16 protein-coding genes are annotated in these 16,550 nt (G+C 63.1%); 12 read left to right on the top strand and 4 right to left on the bottom strand.

Annotated elements, in window-relative coordinates:
* The first annotated feature begins 20 nt into the window (after window positions 1-20).
* Window positions 21-995: a sugar ABC transporter substrate-binding protein gene (locus ACTJKL_RS13220; RefSeq protein ID WP_275598641.1), complete on the top strand. Its 975-nt coding sequence runs from the start codon at window positions 21-23 to the stop codon at window positions 993-995.
* Window positions 982-2,535 (top strand): sugar ABC transporter ATP-binding protein, encoded by a 1,554-nt coding sequence (locus ACTJKL_RS13215; RefSeq protein ID WP_440853058.1) that lies wholly within the window; start codon window positions 982-984, stop codon window positions 2,533-2,535. The genes ACTJKL_RS13220 and ACTJKL_RS13215 overlap by 14 nt, the downstream gene beginning before the upstream one ends.
* Before the next feature lie 253 nt (window positions 2,536-2,788).
* Here ACTJKL_RS13215 and ACTJKL_RS13210 read toward each other — a convergent pair whose 3' ends face one another.
* From ACTJKL_RS13210 to ACTJKL_RS13195, 4 genes are all read right to left on the bottom strand, one after another.
* Entirely contained in the window at window positions 2,789-4,036 is a 1,248-nt protein-coding gene (locus ACTJKL_RS13210; RefSeq protein WP_440853057.1) for an enolase C-terminal domain-like protein, read from the bottom strand.
* Window positions 4,037-4,126: 90 nt separating this feature from the next.
* On the bottom strand, window positions 4,127-5,323 hold the full coding sequence (locus ACTJKL_RS13205) for an AGE family epimerase/isomerase (protein ID WP_440853056.1): 1,197 nt from the start codon (window positions 5,321-5,323) through the stop codon (window positions 4,127-4,129).
* A gap of 13 nt (window positions 5,324-5,336) precedes the next feature.
* A complete protein-coding gene (locus tag ACTJKL_RS13200) occupies window positions 5,337-6,122 on the bottom strand; it encodes an SDR family NAD(P)-dependent oxidoreductase (RefSeq protein ID WP_275598644.1) in 786 nt (261 codons plus the stop codon).
* Window positions 6,122-7,057, bottom strand: a complete 936-nt coding sequence (locus ACTJKL_RS13195; RefSeq protein ID WP_440853055.1) for an SMP-30/gluconolactonase/LRE family protein — start codon at window positions 7,055-7,057, stop codon at window positions 6,122-6,124. The genes ACTJKL_RS13200 and ACTJKL_RS13195 overlap by 1 nt, the downstream gene beginning before the upstream one ends.
* Before the next feature lie 209 nt (window positions 7,058-7,266).
* Here ACTJKL_RS13195 and ACTJKL_RS13190 point away from each other — a divergent pair, with 209 nt between their 5' ends.
* The 10 genes from ACTJKL_RS13190 to ACTJKL_RS13145 all read left to right on the top strand — a co-directional run bounded on the left by ACTJKL_RS13190 (window position 7,267) and on the right by ACTJKL_RS13145 (window position 16,489).
* Window positions 7,267-7,956: a GntR family transcriptional regulator gene (locus ACTJKL_RS13190; RefSeq protein WP_440853054.1), complete on the top strand. Its 690-nt coding sequence runs from the start codon at window positions 7,267-7,269 to the stop codon at window positions 7,954-7,956.
* Between the two features lie 128 nt (window positions 7,957-8,084).
* Window positions 8,085-8,819, top strand: coding sequence for a FadR/GntR family transcriptional regulator (locus tag ACTJKL_RS13185; RefSeq protein ID WP_440853053.1), 735 nt, complete (start codon window positions 8,085-8,087; stop codon window positions 8,817-8,819).
* 2 nt (window positions 8,820-8,821) lie between these two features.
* The gene (locus ACTJKL_RS13180; protein WP_275598648.1) at window positions 8,822-10,018 is read left to right on the top strand and encodes a mandelate racemase/muconate lactonizing enzyme family protein; all 1,197 of its coding nucleotides are present in this window, start codon (window positions 8,822-8,824) and stop codon (window positions 10,016-10,018) included.
* 59 nt (window positions 10,019-10,077) lie between these two features.
* Complete coding sequence (locus ACTJKL_RS13175; RefSeq protein WP_440853052.1) at window positions 10,078-10,770, top strand: GntR family transcriptional regulator; 693 nt, start codon at window positions 10,078-10,080, stop codon at window positions 10,768-10,770.
* A 45-nt stretch (window positions 10,771-10,815) separates the two neighbouring features.
* Entirely contained in the window at window positions 10,816-11,790 is a 975-nt protein-coding gene (locus ACTJKL_RS13170) for a sugar ABC transporter substrate-binding protein (RefSeq protein ID WP_102762023.1), read from the top strand.
* A gap of 186 nt (window positions 11,791-11,976) precedes the next feature.
* Window positions 11,977-12,960 (top strand): ABC transporter permease, encoded by a 984-nt coding sequence (locus tag ACTJKL_RS13165; RefSeq protein WP_102764352.1) that lies wholly within the window; start codon window positions 11,977-11,979, stop codon window positions 12,958-12,960.
* Window positions 12,957-13,688, top strand: a complete 732-nt coding sequence (locus tag ACTJKL_RS13160) for an ATP-binding cassette domain-containing protein (RefSeq protein ID WP_275598649.1) — start codon at window positions 12,957-12,959, stop codon at window positions 13,686-13,688. Before ACTJKL_RS13165 ends, ACTJKL_RS13160 begins: the two co-directional genes overlap by 4 nt.
* A 7-nt stretch (window positions 13,689-13,695) precedes the next feature.
* Window positions 13,696-14,451, top strand: coding sequence for an SDR family oxidoreductase (locus ACTJKL_RS13155; RefSeq protein ID WP_440853051.1), 756 nt, complete (start codon window positions 13,696-13,698; stop codon window positions 14,449-14,451).
* Entirely contained in the window at window positions 14,451-15,338 is an 888-nt protein-coding gene (locus ACTJKL_RS13150; protein ID WP_440853050.1) for an aldose 1-epimerase, read from the top strand. The genes ACTJKL_RS13155 and ACTJKL_RS13150 overlap by 1 nt, the downstream gene beginning before the upstream one ends.
* Before the next feature lie 128 nt (window positions 15,339-15,466).
* Window positions 15,467-16,489 carry a LacI family DNA-binding transcriptional regulator gene (locus ACTJKL_RS13145; protein ID WP_440853049.1) on the top strand — a complete coding sequence of 341 codons (1,023 nt, stop codon included), beginning with the start codon at window positions 15,467-15,469 and terminating at the stop codon, window positions 16,487-16,489.
* Window positions 16,490-16,550: the final 61 nt, after the last annotated feature.

Genomic DNA, 16,550 nt, shown 5'->3' with positions numbered 1-16,550 from the left:
ATTTATCGGAGGAGACAAGCATGTTGCTCAAGAGACTTAAAACCATGGCCTTTGCCGCTGCGGCCGTTGCGGCGGTCACATTGCCTTCGCTGGCGGGCGAAGCACCGCAGGGCGGCACCGTCGCCGCGGTGGAAAACACCAAGGGGCCGGTGAGGATCGCGTTCCTGTCGTTTCAGAACAATCCGTTCTGGACCCCGGTCACGGAAGGGGCGAGGGCGGCGAACGACTATCTGTCGAAATACGACGCCAAGGTCGATTTCGTCGATCTCGGGGACGAGCTCTCCGCCGAGGCGGTCGTCGCCGGCATCGAGGGCGCACTCGCCAAGAAATATGACGGCATCGTCGTGGTGCCGATCTTCGACGGCACGGCGCGCATTATCAACGAAGCCACGGAAGAGGGCGTGCCGGTCTTCAACATCATTGCGGAAGGTGCGACGGAATCGCAGCGCCTTGCCTTCATCGGCCAGGATGCGACCTCGGCCGGCAAGCAGATCGGCGAATTCATCGCCAAGAAGATGAACGGAAAGGGCAAGCTCGGCGTCATCACCGGCTATTTCGGCGCCACCCAGCACACGCAGCGCATGAACGGCGCGCTGGAATATCTGAAGGCGAACTCCCCGGACATTCAGATCGTCGGTCCTTTCGAGAACAAGGACAAGGCGGAGTCGGCCTATTCGCTCGTTCAGGACATGATGACCGCCAATCCGGATCTCTCGATGGTCTACGTGACCGCCGGCGGGCCGTTCGGTGCGGCGAAGGCCGTCAAGGATCTCAACCTGACCGGCAAGGTCGGCGTCGTCGGCTTCGACCATACGCCCGACAATATCCAGTACCTGAAAACCGGTGAGATGGTCGGCCTGCTCGACCAGGCGCCGTACCAGCAGGCGCTCGATTCGAGCGTTATGCTCTACAACTATATCGTCGCCGGCCAGGAGCCGCCCGCAAAGGTCATCCCGGTGACCGGAAAGCTGCTGACGCCCGATGACGCCAAGTAACAGCCCGCGCGCGGCGGCTACGCCCGGCGCAGAAGCCGCGCGCGCCGTCTCCGTGCCGCTCCTTCGCGCGCGCCGGATTGCCAAGAGTTTCTCGGGCAATTCCGTACTTCACTCGGTCGGCCTCGACCTGAGGGCGGGTGAGATCGTGGGCCTGCTCGGTGAAAACGGCGCCGGCAAATCGACGCTGATGCATATTCTCTCCGGCGGCCTTCAGGCCGACGGCGGCACGATCGAAATGGACGGCCTGTCGGTCCGTTTCGGTTCGGTGTCGGAAGGCATCGAAGCGGGCGTCAGCTTCGTTCATCAGGAACTGTCGGTCGTCGGCGCGCTGAGCGTCGCCGAGAACCTGCATCTCGGTCGGATGCCGCGGACCGGTATGGGCCTCGTCGATATCGACTTGATGCAGCACGCGTCCCGTGCCCTGCTTCAAAGGGTCGGTGCCGGTCACATCCAGCCGGACCGGGAAGCAGGGACCCTGCGGGCGGGTGAACAGCAGCTGGTCGAGATCGCCAAGGCGGCGGCAAGAAAGCCACGGCTGCTGATCCTCGACGAGCCGACGTCATCCCTGACGCCGCACGAGGTCGCCGGGTTCTTCTCCTATGTCCGCGAGGCGCGGGAGGCAGGAGCGGCCATCATCTTCATCACGCATCGCCTCGAGGAGGCGATGGCCCTTTGCGACCGTGTCGTCGTGCTGCGGAACGGGGCGATCGTCAGCGAGCGACGCCCCGGCGAAACGAGCCGCGAGCAGCTGATCAAGGACATGACGGGGAAGCCCGCCATCTACCAGTACAGGCAGCGTTCCCTTGCAAGCGGGACGCCTGCGCTGTCGGTCGCGGGATTGTCGGACGATCGTCTGCTGGACGACATCAGCCTCGACATTCGCAAAGGCGAAATCTTCGGCCTGTTCGGTCTCGTCGGTGCCGGCCGCACCGAGCTGCTGGAGCTTATACACGGGGTGCACCGGCCAAAGGCCGGCGACATCTCGCTGTTCGGAGAAAAGGTGGCCTTCGCCGACCCGAGCGAGGCGGTGAAGGCGGGGATTGCGCTCGTGCCGGAAGGCCGCAAGACGGCAGGCATCCTGCCGCAGCATTCGGTGCGCGACAATGCCGCGATCAGCAGCCTGCGCCGTTATTCGAAGGGCCTGTTCTCCGATCGGGCAGGAGAGGCCGGGCGTATGGCGTTCTATCGCAAAACGCTCGGCATTCGCATGGTTCGCGACACGCAACCGATCTCGACGCTTTCGGGCGGCAATCAGCAGAAGGCGATCTTCGCCCGCGCCCTCATGGCCGAACCGCGATTGTTGCTCCTGGACGAGCCCACGCACGGAGTGGATGTCGGCGCGAAGTCCGAGCTCTACGACATCGTCGCCCGGGAAGCGGAAAAGGGGCTGACCGTCCTCATCGCTTCGTCGGAGGTGCCGGAGATCCTGGCGCTGTGTGATCGCGTCGCCGTTCTCTCCAAGGGACGGCTCGCCGGCGTCGTCGACCGAGCCGACATGACGGAAGACCGAATTTTGACCATGGCATTCATGGAGCACTGAACAGTGGGTATCGGCTTTTGCGCTGCCCCAGGTCCGAGTTTTTAAAGCCTGAGCCTTCGGCCAATATCCGGCTGCTCTCGCAGATATGCCACCTTTCAGAGTTGGAACAGTTTCCAGCTCCAAGCGGTCGGCCGTCAGGTGAGACACATCGCAATTCTCTTCCGTTTGCCCCGGTTACTAGAATGACGACGATCAGGTCTCGGCAGGATGGGTTCCATTTCGGTGAGGTTGCGAATAGGTCCCGGGTGCAGCCTCAGTAATCGACGGCGCGATCGTCGTTGGGATCCGCCCATCGGGTGTTCGGGACGACGGAAAACCAGCCGGGGCGGGAGGGATCGCGGTCGTAGGGATAGCCGCCGAGCGTCTTATGAAGGTCGGCGTACTGCCCGAGCTTGTCGCGATCGAGCTCGACCCCGAGACCGGGCGCCGTCGGTACCTTGATGGCACCGTTCTCGTAGCGCATCGGGCCGCCGACGATGATATCGTCGGTCAGCTGGTGATAATGCGCATCTGCGTGGAAGACGAGGTTCGGGAGAACCGCGCCGAGATGCAGCATCGTGGCGAGCTGAATGCCGAGTTCGCCCGATGAATGCACCGCGATGCCAAGCTGGAAGGCCTCGCAGACGCCCGCCGCCTTCACGCAGGGGCGGATGCCGCCCCAGAAGGTGGTGTCGAGCAGGATCACGTCCACGGCGGGATTGAGGATATTGGCGGCGAGCTGCTCGAAATTCACCACGACGGTATTGGTGGCGAGCGGCATGGTCGTGTTCTCGCGGACGCGCCGCATGCCGTTCAACCCCCAGGTGGGGTCCTCGTAGTAATCGTTGTTGAGATCCTCGATGCCCTTAGCGAAGCGGATCGCCTCCTCGACGCTGAACGCCGCGTTCGGGTCGTAGCGGACGCTGTCGGGACCGAGGGCCTTCGCCCATGCGCGAAAGACCTCCAGCTCGTAATCCGGCGCGAAGACGCCGCTCTTCAGCTTGTGCGAGGTGAATCCGCACTTCTTTTTCAGCGCCAGCGTCTGCTCGATGAGCTGATCGGCCGTGCGCGTCTCGCCCTCGCCAGTGTCCTTGTTGGGAAGGCGGAAAAACATGTAGCTGGCAAAAGGAACCGCATCGCGCATCTTCCCGCCGAGGAGATCGCAGACCGGCACGCCGAGAAATTTGCCCATGATGTCGAGACAGGCGAACTCGATGGCGGCATGCATCTGGGTGCGGTTGTTGTAGAGGCTGGCGGTCGGGTTGCAGATCATGAAGCGGAGATTTTCCAGCTCGAAGGGATCGTGGCCGACCAGATAGGGCTTCAACGCCCGGAACGCCGCCTCGGCGCTCTCTCCGCCTCCGCCCATTTCGCCGAGACCGACGATGCCAACATCGGTTTCCACCTCGACGATCGTACGGACGAACCGCCCCCAATGTGCGCCATTGGAATGACGCAGCGGCGCCTCCAGCGGAACGGTGACGGTGGTCGCGCGGATATCGGTGATCCTGGGTCGCTTCATGGGAGGCTCCAATGCAGGCTGTCGGGTGCGGAGGTTAAGGTGCGGGGCGCCGGCCGTGTCCGTCGGCGCTGGCCGGAAACGGTCGCCCTGCTATTGCGCCTCCCCCAGCACGCGCAGGATTTCGTAGCAGGCACCGAATGGATGGTAGTCGGTCTTGCCTGGAGGGCTCTTGATGTCGCTCTGCTTCACGCCGTCGGGCGAGAGAATGCGGAACCAGCAGCCATATTCGTGATCGATCAGGTGCCGCCAGCTGTAGCGCCAGAGCCTGTCGTAATCCTGCCAGTAGCGCTCCCGTCCGGTGCGTGCGGCGAGCGCGGCCGCGGCCGCAATCGTTTCGCAATGGACCCAATGATATTTGTCGAGGTCATGGAGCTTGCCGTCGGGGCCGTAGCTGTAATGCATGCCGCCGAATTCGAGATCGGCGCTCTTTGCCAAGGCCGTCTCGTAGAGAAGGAGGGCTTTCGGCAGGATCCAGTCCTGCGGGCGATAGCGCTCGAGGATCAGGAGCAGCTTGGTCCATTCCGTCATGTGGCCAGGCTGGTAGCCGTAGGGCCGGAAGAGGTGCTTCGGATCGTCCTTGTTGTAATCCCAGTGGATCGACCAGTCCTCGCGATAGTGCTCCCAGACCACGTCCTGAGCGTTGGCGGCAAGCTCGACGCAGATGCGCCGGGCGAGGGTTTCGGCGCGGTCCAGGTAACGCACCTCGCCGGTCGCCTCATAGGCGGCCAGCATCGCCTCGGTCATGTGCATGTTGGCGTTCTGTCCCCGATAGGGCGAAGTCGCCCCCCAGTCGCGGCTGATTTCGTCCTTGTAGAGTTCGCGGTCCGGCTCCCAGAAGCGGCTTTCGAGAAGTTCCCAGGTCTGCGAAACCCGGGCATCCATACCGGGAATTCCGGCCTTCATGGCTGTCGCATAAGCGAGCAAGACGAAGGCGTGGCCGTAGCAATGCTTCGTCGCATCCACCGCATCGCGGCCGCGCATCAGCCAGAAATAGCCGCCATGCTTCGGATCGCGATGAACCTCGTCGAGATACCTTACGCCATGGGCGGCCGCTTCCGCGAAGTCCGGGCGCTCGAAGAGCACCGCGGCGGTGGCATAGTTGAAGATGAAGCGCGTGGTGGAGACGAGATGCTGGGTCTTCCGGTCGGTGATGAAACCGTCGTCGCGGTAATCGTTGTAATAGCCTCCGTCTTCCTCGTTGAGGCAGATCGGATGGTAGAAATCCATGATCTCGCGCATATGGGCGCGCAGGAAGTCTTTCGAGCGGAAATCGGGAAGCGGTTTCATGACGGACCTCCGGTCAATCTGGAATGACGATGCCGAGCTTGGAAAGAACGCCGCCGTCGATCTTGATGTCGGCGCCCGTGATGAAGCGGGCCTTATCGCCGGCAAGAAAGGCAACCAGTTCGGCAATTTCGGAAGGCTTGCCGACGCGGCCCAGCGGATGTCCTCTTCCCCAAGCTTCCAGGGTCGCCTCGGCGGTGCCTTCGCCTTTCCACAGATCGGCGGCCCAGCGCAACATCGGGGTATCGACAGAGGCGGGGCAGACGGCATTGACAGTAATATTGTCCCCGGCGTGATCCAGCGCCATGGCGCGCACGAGTGCGTTGATCGCGCCTTTGCTCGCCGTATAGGCGGCGACGCCCGCCTGCGAAGCATAGGCCTGCACGGAAGAGATGGCGACGATCGCGCCGCCGCCGCGCTTGCGCATTTCGGGAATGGCGAATTTGGAGGCGAGGAAGATGCCCTTCAGATTGATGTCGAGAACGTCGTCCCAGACCTCATCCGGTGTGTCGACCACGGTGCCGTAGCGCTGGATGCCGGCGCAGCAGGCAAGAATATCGACGCCCCCATGGCGCGATACCGCGGCCTGAACCGCCGCTTCCATGTCGTCCTTGGAGCGGACGTCGCCGACGAACCCGGCGGCATTGTCCCCGATGGAAGCAACGGCCTCATCGACCGAAGCCTTGTCGTTTGCCACGATCGTCACCTTGCCGCCGCCGGCAGCAAAGCGATGGGCACACGCGAGACCCATGCCGAGGCTGCCGCCGGTGACGACGATGCTCTTGCCGTTGAAATCGCTCATCACGCTGTCTCCGTAACAGAGGGGAACTTGTCGGACGCCTGCCCGAATTTTGGCTCTTCGACGCCGTGCCCCACGCCCTCGACCGCGAAGAGCCCGCCCTCCAGCGGATGCCTATCGAGATGATCGTTCGTCATGGTGAAACGCGCCGAGGTCACGTAGAGGGTGGAAAGATCCTTGCCGCCGAATGTGCAGCTCGTCGGCCAACTTGCCGGCAGCTCGATCAGTTGGATGAGACGGCCGGTTCCGTCGAAGCCCGCGACGGCTGCGCCTCCCGCCACCCGGCAGTTCCAGAGCCGGTCGTCCGCATCGAGGCAGGAGCCGTCCGGCAGGCCGCGGGCGAAGCCGGCCACGACGGTGCGCCGGTTGTCGATCCGCCCGGCGGCAAGATCGCAATCGAACACGTAGATCTCGTTTGCGAGCGTGTCGGCGAAGAAGAAACGGTTGTCCCGCGTCCAGCCCATGGTGTTGGTGATGCCGTATTCGTTGGGCGTGAGCTGCGACACGTGACCGGCGGGATCGATGCGGTAGACCGCGCCCGATTGCCGGTCCAGGGCCTTCGGTGAGCCGCTTGCGTCAAGATTGCTCTGCATCGTCGCGACCCAGAAGGAGCCGTCCGGTGCGACCCGACCCTCGTTGAGGCGATTTTCCGGCAGATCCGGCTCCGGCACGGCAAACGCCTCGAAAGGCCCGCCGGGCGTCCACAGGCAGACGTTGCGGCTGAGGCCGACGATGAACCCGCCATCCGCCCGCATGCCGATCGACGTCACGAAGTCCGGGGTCGGCCATGTGTCATGACGGCCGTTTTCGGGTTCGAGCCGATGGATGCGTTTGCCGACGATATCGACCCAGTAAAGCGCCTTCTCGTCCCCGGACCAGAGAATGCTCTCGCCGACGATGTCCTTCGCATCGAGGAGCAGGGAAACCGTGGCACTCATGGCCGCGCCATGAATCCGGTATGCAACGCTGCGGGACGTCGCCGCTTGCGGTTGGTCATTGGTGTCCTTCCAAACCCGTTTGCATTCTTGTATGCAAGATTTCAGAAAGCGTCAAGGGAGCTTCAATGGCGAGTAGCAAACGAAACGTTGTCCGGGTAATCTGCTTGCGATGAACGATTGCATGCAAAAATACATAGGGCTCTCAATTTATGGCGCGTGACATAAAAATCTCGGCCGCGGAGCATTGCTACCGCACGCTTTCGCGCAAGATCATCGGGCTCGAACTGAAGCCGAACGAACCGATCGGCGAGCATGCGCTGGCCGGGCTGCTGGGAGTCAGCCGTACGCCCGTGCGCGAGGCCCTTTCGCGGCTGAGTGCGGAAGGACTTGTCGACCTCCGGTCACGGGCAGGCGTCGTGGTGGCGCCGATCCGCATGGACGCGGTCAGGACCGCCCAGTTCGTTCGCGAACAGCTGGAGTTGGCGATCGTTGCCGAAGCGGCGCAGCAATCGAACCGCCGCGTCCTGCTCGGCATACGGCAAGCCATCGAGGAGCAGGAGCTTGCTGTCCTCGAGGACAACCCCGACCTGTTTTTCGAGTGCGACGAACGCATGCACGCGCTTTACTGCAGCCTCGCGGGCCGCGACGGAGTCTGGGCCTTCATCTCGGATGCCAAGAAGCATATGGACCGGGTCCGCCGTCTGTCGATACAGGCGGGGCAACTCGACCAGTTGGTCGAGGATCACCGGCGCGTTCTCGAGGCTGTGAGCGAAGGGGACGCGACCAAGGCCCAGGAGATCATGCGGCTGCATCTTCGGCGCGCGATGGTCGATCTGGGCGAGCTTGCTCAGCGGTTTTCGGCGTATTTCGCGTCAGATACGGCGGGCGATGCCCGTTAGGCCGCTTCTGTCGAGCGGTTGCTTCCCTAGCGCCTCCCAAACAGTTTTTGCAATTCGGCGTTGACAACAGCCGAAGGCGAATCTATTCACAGGTCATCACAAACCTATCTGATAGGTAGGAGGTTAACTTGATAGAGCTCAAGGCGGAGGAAGAGTCCTCATCCGGACGTTCCGGCGCGGATGGACTGCTCGGCGCCGTCGTGACTGCCGTGAAGGTCCATATTCGCGAGAACGGTCTTCAGGTCGGCGATTCGTTGCCGAGCGAGGGGGCCTTTGCCGAAAAGCTGGGCGTATCCCGCAGCGTCGTGCGCGAGGCCTATCGTTCGCTCGCGGCGCTGACGCTGATCGACATCGGTAATGGCCGGCGTCCGCGGGTGGCCGCGCCCAAGGCGGACGTGCTGGCCCTAGTGACCGACCATGCCGTGCATACCGATCAGGTGACGATCCAGCAGATTTTCGATGTCCGCCGAACTGTCGAGCGCCGCACCGTCGTGCTGGCAGCCATGCGCCGCACCGACAAGGAGGCCGCCGAAATCGTCGCGCTTGCCGAAGCGATGCAGCGGGATTTCGACCAGCCGGTCAGGGTCATGGAACACGATATCGCCTTTCACGAAGCGATCGGCACGGCGTCCCGCAACCCGATGTTCGCGCTGATCGTCGGCTCCTTCCATGTCGTGACGCGCCATACCTGGCCCATCGGCTGGGCGAGCCGCGCCAGCAATGAGACGCGGCAGGAAAGTATCGACGGCCACATGACCATCGCGCAGGCCATCGCCAACGGCGACCCGGCGAAAGGCGAGGAGGCGATGGTCGAGCATTTCGATCTGACGGTAAAGGCGCTTTTGGCGGCAGGAGTTTATTGAGCATGAAGATCACGGAACTAGAAACGGTCCGCGTCCGCGACTTTCCCAATATTCTCTGGGTCCGCATCCACACGGACGAGGGGCTTGTCGGACTTGGCGAGACCTTCTTCATGGCGCAGACCGTGGAAACCTACATTCACGAGGTGGTGGCTCCGAAACTCGTCGGGCGCGACCCGCTGGAGATCGACCGCATCTCGAAGGATCTGACAGGCTATCTCGGCTTCCGCTCGACCGGGGCGGAGATGCGCGGCAATTCGGCGGTGGATATCGGGCTCTGGGACCTTTTCGGCAAGGCGACGAACCTGCCGATCGCCCAGCTTCTCGGCGGCTTCTCGCGGCGCGAGATCCGCACCTACAACACCTGCGCCGGCAACACCTATATGCGCGACGCGAAGGGCCAGCAGACGGCAAACTACGGCATCGGCGGCCCGCGGCGCGACTATGACGACCTGAACGGATTTCTGGAACGGGCGGACGAACTCGCCGAGGATCTCCTGTCGGAGGGCATTACTGCCATGAAGATCTGGCCGTTCGATATCGCGGCGGAGAAAAGCGGCGGCCAGTATATTTCCGGGCCGGACCTGCGCAAGGCGCTGGAGCCCTTCGAGAAGATCCGCAAGCGGGTCGGCGACCGCATCGACATCATGGTCGAGTTCCACTCCATGTGGCAATTGACGCCCGCCATCCAGATCGCCCGGGCACTCGAGCCCTATGCCACCTTCTGGCATGAAGACCCGATCAAGATGGACTCGCTCTCCAGTCTGAAGCGCTACGCGGCGGCAAGCCGCGCGCCGCTCTGCGCGTCGGAAACGCTCGCGACCCGATGGGCCTTCCGCGATCTCATGGAAACGGATGCGGCCGGGGTCGTCATGCTCGACCTCTCCTGGTGCGGCGGGATTTCCGAGGCAAAGAAGATCGCCACCATGGCGGAAGCCTGGCACCTTCCGGTCGCGCCGCATGATTGCACCGGCCCTGTGGTGCTCGCAGCCTCGACGCATCTGTCGCTGAATGCTCCGAACGCGCTCGTCCAGGAAAGCGTGCGTGCCTATTACAAGACCTGGTATGCCGACCTTACGACGCAGCTGCCCACTGTGACGAACGGCATGATCACCATTCCGCCGGGGGCAGGGCACGGGGTCGACCTCGCTCTCGATCTCGACCGGAAATACGAAGTGTCGCGGCGCAGTTCGAAGGATTGAAGTTCGACCGGCTTGTATGGTAGTAGGCCAATGCTGCCGGGAGCGTGGAGGGGGGCCGGATGCAGAACATCAAACCGCAGCGCGTTCTGTCCGCGATCGAGGCTGTCGGTCCGCAGGTCTATCGCATCCTACGCGAGCAGATCATCCAGGCGGAGCTGGTGCCCGGCGCGCGCATTTCCGAAGCCGAGATAGCAAGAAGCCTCTCGATCAGCCGCCAACCGGTTCGCGAAGCCTTCATCAAGCTGGCAGAGGAGGGGCTGGTCCAGGTGCTGCCCCAACGCGGCACGTATGTGACGCGGATTTCGACGGCATCGGTCATGGACGTGCGCTTCGTGCGCGAGGCGATCGAGGCCGACATCGTGCGCCAGGTCGCCGGCGAGCATGAGGTGGCGATCGTCGACGAACTGCGCGAACAGATCGCTCGCCAGAAGCAGGTGCCGCATGACGATCGCGCCGCGTTCCTGCAGCTTGACGAACTCTTCCACCACACGCTCGCGACGGCCGCCGGCCGCGCCTATGCCTGGAGCGTCATCGAAAGCGTCAAGGCGCAGATGGACCGCGTCCGGTTCCTCAGCGTTGACGATCCGCAGATCGGCCGGCTGATCGAACAACACGAGCAGATCGTCGATGCGATCGCGGCAGGCGATGTCGGCGGGGCAGAGCGGGCGCTGCGCATGCATCTGCGCGAAATTCTGAAATCTTTGCCCGAGATCGCGCGATCGCGGGCGGAGTTCTTCGACGGCACGGGGTGACCGGCCGCCGCAATATGATCGATGTTCAACGGGAGGTAACGCATCATGATCAGGAAATTGATAGCAGGAACGGCCCTGGGGCTGACGCTGATGGCTCCAGCCGCCAGCGCGGAAGGTCTCAGCATCGCCTTCGTCAGCCATTCGTCGGCCTCGAACACGTTCTGGCAGGCGGTCAAGAAGGGCTATGACGACGCTTGCGAAAAAGTCGGCGCCTCGTGCCAGTTGATCCTCACGCAGACGGAAGGCGCGGTCGAGCAGGCCGTCGCCAATCTGCAGGCGGCAATCGCCTCCAGGCCGGACGCGATCTTCGTCGCGATCGTCGACAACAATGCCTATGACAACGTGATCAAGGAAGCCGTCGACGCCGGCATCCTGGTGCTCGCCGTCAATGTCGATGACAGCGAAGGCGCCAAGGGCAACGCCCGTAAGGCCTTCATCGGCCAGGGCTTCACCGCGGCCGGCTACTCGCTCGCCAAGGCCCAGTCGGAAAACTTCCCGAAGGAGGGCCCGCTCAACCTGCTGGTCGGCGTCAACGCGCCGGGCCAGACCTGGTCTGAGCAGCGCGCCGGCGGCGTCACGAAATTTCTGGAGGAGTACAAGGCCGAGCATTCCGACCGCGAGGTGAACATCACCCGCATCGATTCGGCCACCGACCTCGCGCTGACCGCCGACCGCATCGGCGCCTATCTCAATGCCAACCCGGACACGACCGCCTATTTCGATACCGGCTACTGGCATGCCGGCGTCGCCAAGGTCCTGAAGGATCGCGGCATCGAGCCCGGCAAGGTCCTGCTCGGCGGCTTCGACCTCGTGCCCGAGGTGCTACAGCAGATGGAGGCCGGCTATGTTCAGGTGCAGGTCGACCAGCAACCCTACATGCAGGGCTTCATCCCGGTCATGCAGGCCTATCTCTGGAAAACCGCCGGCCTGACACCCTCCGATGTCGATACGGGGCAGGGCATCGTCACGCCGAAGGATGTGCCGACGATCCTCGAACTGGCGAAGCAGGGTCTGCGCTGATCCGGCGCTCCCGATAAGCAACAGGCGTCTTGCCCGAGCTCGAAACCGGAGCGGGGGGGAATTCATGCGGCTTTCCGCCCGCATGCCGTCCCAGCTCTCGGAATCGATCGCGTTGACGATCTCAGGCACCCGACCTGAGATCGTCGTGATCGGTCAGGCACGACGCCGAACCATGAGTGGCAGCCCATGAAGCGATTTCTGAAAATCTATCTCGATAAGCCCGAGCTTGCCGGCCTTGCACTGCTGATCGTCCTCGTTCTCGTCTTCCAGGCGAAGTCGAACGGCATTCTTCTTTCCTTCGAGAACATGCGCGGCGTAATGGGCCTTCTGCCGGAAATGGCGCTCGTCGCCATCGGCGTGACGCTCCTGATGATCTGCGGCGAATTCGACCTGTCGGTCGGGTCCGTCTTTGCGCTGATGCCCATGTCGATGGCGGTGATACTGAATTCCGGCGTGCCCTTCACCGTCGCGGTGCTGCTCGGTCTCATGATCTGCGGGGCGATCGGTTTCATCAATGGTTATGTCACGCTGCAATTCTCGATACCGAGCTTCATCACCACGCTGGGGATGCTCTTCATCGCGCGCTCGCTGACCATCGTCATATCAGGCGGTTTTCCCCCGCTTCTGCCGTCCGACCTGCCGACCTGGCTTTTCACGGACTATATCTGGCAGGGCTCGCCCTTCCGCATGTCCTTCCTCTGGTTCGTGGTCATTGCCGCACTCGTGGCAGCGCTGCTGTCGCTCACCAATTTCGGCAACTGGATCCGGGCGACCGGCGGCTTCAACGAGGCCGCCGCCTCCATGGGCATTCCGGTCAAGCGCGTGAAGATCGTCTGCTTTATGCTCTGCTCGGTACTGGCGGGCTTTGCGGGACTGCTTCAGGTGCTGCGTCTCGGTTCGCCGCTGCCGTCGATCGGCGAGGGGCTGGAATTGCAGGCGGTCGCCGCGGCCGTCATCGGCGGTACGGCGCTCGCAGGAGGTATCGGCACGGTCTTCGGCGCCATCATCGGCACCCTTCTGATCCGCACGATCGACAACGGCCTGGTCCTTTCCCGTGTCGATGCCAACTGGTTCAAGTTCGCGATCGGGGTTCTCACCATGTTTGCCGTCATCGCCAATGCCTGGATGGGCAAAATGTCCCGCAAGATCAAGGTGGAGGCGCACAAATGACCACGCCAATCATCGAATGCCGCAACCTTCAGAAATGGTACAGCGGCGTGCATGCGCTGAAGAATGTCGACCTGACGATCCACCCCGGCGAGACCGTCGGCCTCGTCGGCGACAATGGCGCCGGCAAGTCGACGCTCATCAAGATTCTCTCTGGCGTCCATCATCAGGATTCCGGCGACGTGCTGATCGAAGGCCGCAAGGTGGCTCTTCGCAGCCCCAAGGATGCGATGCGCCACGGGCTGGAAACGATCTATCAGTACAATTCCATGGTCCCATCCATGTCGATCGCCCGCAATCTCTTCATCGGCCGCGAGCCTATGAAATGGTCGGTCTTCGGCATCGGCATCATGGACCAGAAGCGCATGCGCGCCGAAAGCATCCGTGCCATCGCCGATGTCGATCTGCATCTGCGCTCGCCGGATGCGCTGGTCGGAGAGCTTTCGGGCGGCCAGCGGCAGGGCGTCGCCATCGCACGCGCCATGCACTTCAAGTCGAAAGTGCTGATCCTGGACGAGCCGACGAACCATCTTTCGGTCAAGGAGACCGACAAGGTGATCGGCTTCGTGCGCGGATTGAAGGCGCAGGGCCTGACCGGGATCTTCATCTCGCACAACATGCAGCACGTTTTCCAATCCTGCGACCGCATCGTCGCCATGGCACGCGGCGAGATCGTGTTCGACAAGCCGACCGCCGAGACGTCGATAGACGAGGTTCACGCGCTTCTGTGAGGTAACGATGACAGAGCTTTCCGGAAAGACCACCCTCATTACCGGTGCGCTCGGCACCCTCGGCCGGGCCCAGGCCGAGCGGCTGGCGCGCGCCGGCGCCGCCTTGATATTGCTCGACAGGCCCGGGGCCGAAGCCGGGGAAGGCTTCGCGGCGCGTGTCGCCGCGGCTCACGGTGTGAGCGCGATCTATGTCGGCGAGGACCTCAACGACCTGGCTTCGGCGGAAAAGCGCGCAGCTACGCTTTCCCGCGAGCATGGCGGCATCGATATTCTCATCAACAATGCGGCGCTCATCATCAATAAGCCTTTCGAGGAATTTTCGCTGGAGGAATACGAGGACCAGGTCCGCGTCAACTCGTCGGCGGCTTTCGCGCTTGCCCGAGCCGTCGCGCCCGGGATGAAGCAAAAGCGCTACGGCAAGATCGTGAACTTTTGCTCCCTGACGCTGAACGGCCGCTGGGACGGCTATGTGCCCTATGTGGCGTCCAAGGGCGCGATGCTGGGGCTGACGAAGGCGCTTGCGCGCGAACTCGGCCCGCACGGCGTGCGCGTTAACGCGGTGTCGCCGGGCGCGGTGGTTTCGGAGGCGGAAGAGCGGGTCTTTGCCGACCACCTGCAACAATACAATGACTGGATCGTCGAAAACCAGTCGCTGAAGGCGCGCATCCAGCCCTCCGACGTCGCCGACCTGGTCCACTTTCTCGTCTCGCCGGCCTCCGACATGATTTCCGGCCAGAACATCGCGATCGACGGCGGCTGGTGATGCCGGCGATCGAGCTCTCCAACGGCGATGCACGCATCGTCCTGCGGCCCGATCTCGGCGCCGGGCTGACGGCATTCGACGTGCTGCACGATGGCTCCTGGCAACCGATCTTCCGCAGGGTCGATCCCTCCACCGCGCATCCCTTCGCGCTTTCGAACATTCTGCTGGTTCCTTTTTCCGGCCGGGTTTCCGGCGGCGGGTTCACGTTTGACGAAACCTTTCATGCCCTGCCCCGGAACGTGGAGACGGAGCCATACCCGATCCACGGGAACGGCTTTTCGGCCGCGTGGGACGTTGCCTCCGTGAGCGCGGATTCGATCACGCTCACCCTTTCGGCAGAAGGACCGGGGCCTTTCCGCTACGATGCGAGGATGTCCTACCGCCTGGAGAGCGCCGGCCTCGTGATGGAGCTGAGCCTCGTCAACCGCGCCAGGATCCGTCTGCCCTATGGCGCCGGTTTTCATCCCTGGTTCGTGCGCGAGCCGGATACGACGCTGCACGCGCCGGCCCGCGGCGTCTGGCTGGAGCAATCCGATCACCTGCCAAAGGCCTACGATGCCATAGCCGCACATCCGGAAATGGATTTCAGCAGGCCGCAGCCATTGCCGGAGCGATGGATCAACAACTGGTTCGACGGCTGGAACGGCAAGGCCCGCATCCACTCGCCGAGGCGTGGGCTCGTGGCGGACGTGGATGCGAGCGAGGCGCTGCGCCAATACGTCGTCTTTTCACCGGAAGCCGACGCCGGCTTCTTCTGCTTCGAACCGGTGACGCACCCCGTCGATGCGTTCAACCTTCCCGGCAAGGCCGAAGCCCGCGGCCTCAAAGTTCTCGAGCCGGGTGAATCGCTGAGCGTCTCCACGCGTGTCGCGGCGAAATCTGGCTGAGCATGTCGGTCGCGGGCTCCCGGGCGCCGCCCCGGGCGGAAAACCGTTGCGCAGCTTCGCTCGATTTGCCCTAGTGTTCGCCCGTCGACTATAGTCCTCTCCACGCTCTTTTTCCCGATCGGCACCCAATGTCTTTCCAAGAACGAAAGAAGCCTCGCGTCACGCTTCTGGATGTCGCGCGGCATGCCAATGTTTCCCGCGCGACCGCCTCTCTCGTTCTTCGCAAGAGCCCGCTGGTCGGCAGTGAGACGCGCGCGCGAGTCGAGCAGGCGATGCGGGATCTGGGCTATGTCTACAACATCGGCGCAGCCCGCCTGCGCGTCGAACGCAGCCAGATCATCGGCGCAATCGTCCCAAATCTCACCAATCCATTCTTCGCGGAACTCCTTTCAGGTATCGAGGAGGCTATCGGGGCCACCGGCAAGGTGGTCATTCTCGCCAATAGCGGGGAGAGGGTGGAGCGGCAGTCCATGCTGCTCCAGCGCATGCGCGAACATGGGGTGGACGGGGTCGTTCTTTGCCCCGCCGCGGGCACCGAACCCGACCTGTCCGAGCAGTTGGCCGCGTGGGGTATGCCCGTGGTCCAGGTATTGCGCCACATTTCCGCCGATATGGACTATGTCGGCGTGGACTATGCCGGCGGCATGCGCCAGGCGGTGGATTATCTCGCAACGCTCGGTCATGAGAAGATTGCGTTCGCCGCCCACGGCCCGGTTCATTCTGCCTATCGGGAGCGCGTGGACGGCTTTCGTGCCGCCATGCTGGCAAAGGGGTTCGATCCCGAGATCCTGATCCATTTGCCGGCACAGCTCGGAGAAATCGCCGGCTCGACCCACCTTCTGTTTGCAAAGGCCACACAGCCGACTGCCGTGATCTGCTTCAATCATCTTGTCGCTCTTGGCCTTGCCGCAGGACTTCACGATTGCGGACTGACGATCGGACGCGATCTCTCGCTGATCGGCTTCGACGACGTGGCTGACGCAGAGGCCATCCGGCCGAGACTGACCTCGGTCTCGACCGGCCCGACTGCGATCGGCGAAAAGGCGGCGCTGCTCCTTGTCGAGCGCATCGCCAATCCGGATTTGTCGCCGCGGCGCATGGTGAACGATACGACGCTGAACATTCGGCAGTCCTGCGGCCGGCCCGCCTGACCGCGCCCGATCCCGGACGTCATTTGCGGTTGACGCACGTCAGGAAACATTTTAGATCGAT

It is taken from the genome of Sinorhizobium sp. 22678, assembly GCF_052044265.1.
GTDB classification, from domain to species: domain Bacteria; phylum Pseudomonadota; class Alphaproteobacteria; order Rhizobiales; family Rhizobiaceae; genus Sinorhizobium; species Sinorhizobium meliloti_A.
Note: the sequence above shows the minus strand (reverse complement) of the source record. Positions and strands in the feature narration are given on the sequence as shown.

Coding starts and splice junctions, on each gene's coding strand:
- ACTJKL_RS13150 (WP_440853050.1), top strand. CDS start 14,451: ATGCCGGCGATCGAGCTCTCCAACGGCGATGCACGCATCGTCCTGCGG.
- ACTJKL_RS13220 (WP_275598641.1), top strand. CDS start 21: ATGTTGCTCAAGAGACTTAAAACCATGGCCTTTGCCGCTGCGGCCGTT.
- ACTJKL_RS13210 (WP_440853057.1), bottom strand. CDS start 4,036: ATGAAGCGACCCAGGATCACCGATATCCGCGCGACCACCGTCACCGTT.
- ACTJKL_RS13205 (WP_440853056.1), bottom strand. CDS start 5,323: ATGAAACCGCTTCCCGATTTCCGCTCGAAAGACTTCCTGCGCGCCCAT.
- ACTJKL_RS13215 (WP_440853058.1), top strand. CDS start 982: ATGACGCCAAGTAACAGCCCGCGCGCGGCGGCTACGCCCGGCGCAGAA.
- ACTJKL_RS13145 (WP_440853049.1), top strand. CDS start 15,467: ATGTCTTTCCAAGAACGAAAGAAGCCTCGCGTCACGCTTCTGGATGTC.
- ACTJKL_RS13200 (WP_275598644.1), bottom strand. CDS start 6,122: ATGAGCGATTTCAACGGCAAGAGCATCGTCGTCACCGGCGGCAGCCTC.
- ACTJKL_RS13195 (WP_440853055.1), bottom strand. CDS start 7,057: ATGAGTGCCACGGTTTCCCTGCTCCTCGATGCGAAGGACATCGTCGGC.
- ACTJKL_RS13170 (WP_102762023.1), top strand. CDS start 10,816: ATGATCAGGAAATTGATAGCAGGAACGGCCCTGGGGCTGACGCTGATG.
- ACTJKL_RS13175 (WP_440853052.1), top strand. CDS start 10,078: ATGCAGAACATCAAACCGCAGCGCGTTCTGTCCGCGATCGAGGCTGTC.
- ACTJKL_RS13155 (WP_440853051.1), top strand. CDS start 13,696: ATGACAGAGCTTTCCGGAAAGACCACCCTCATTACCGGTGCGCTCGGC.
- ACTJKL_RS13165 (WP_102764352.1), top strand. CDS start 11,977: ATGAAGCGATTTCTGAAAATCTATCTCGATAAGCCCGAGCTTGCCGGC.
- ACTJKL_RS13190 (WP_440853054.1), top strand. CDS start 7,267: ATGGCGCGTGACATAAAAATCTCGGCCGCGGAGCATTGCTACCGCACG.
- ACTJKL_RS13160 (WP_275598649.1), top strand. CDS start 12,957: ATGACCACGCCAATCATCGAATGCCGCAACCTTCAGAAATGGTACAGC.
- ACTJKL_RS13180 (WP_275598648.1), top strand. CDS start 8,822: ATGAAGATCACGGAACTAGAAACGGTCCGCGTCCGCGACTTTCCCAAT.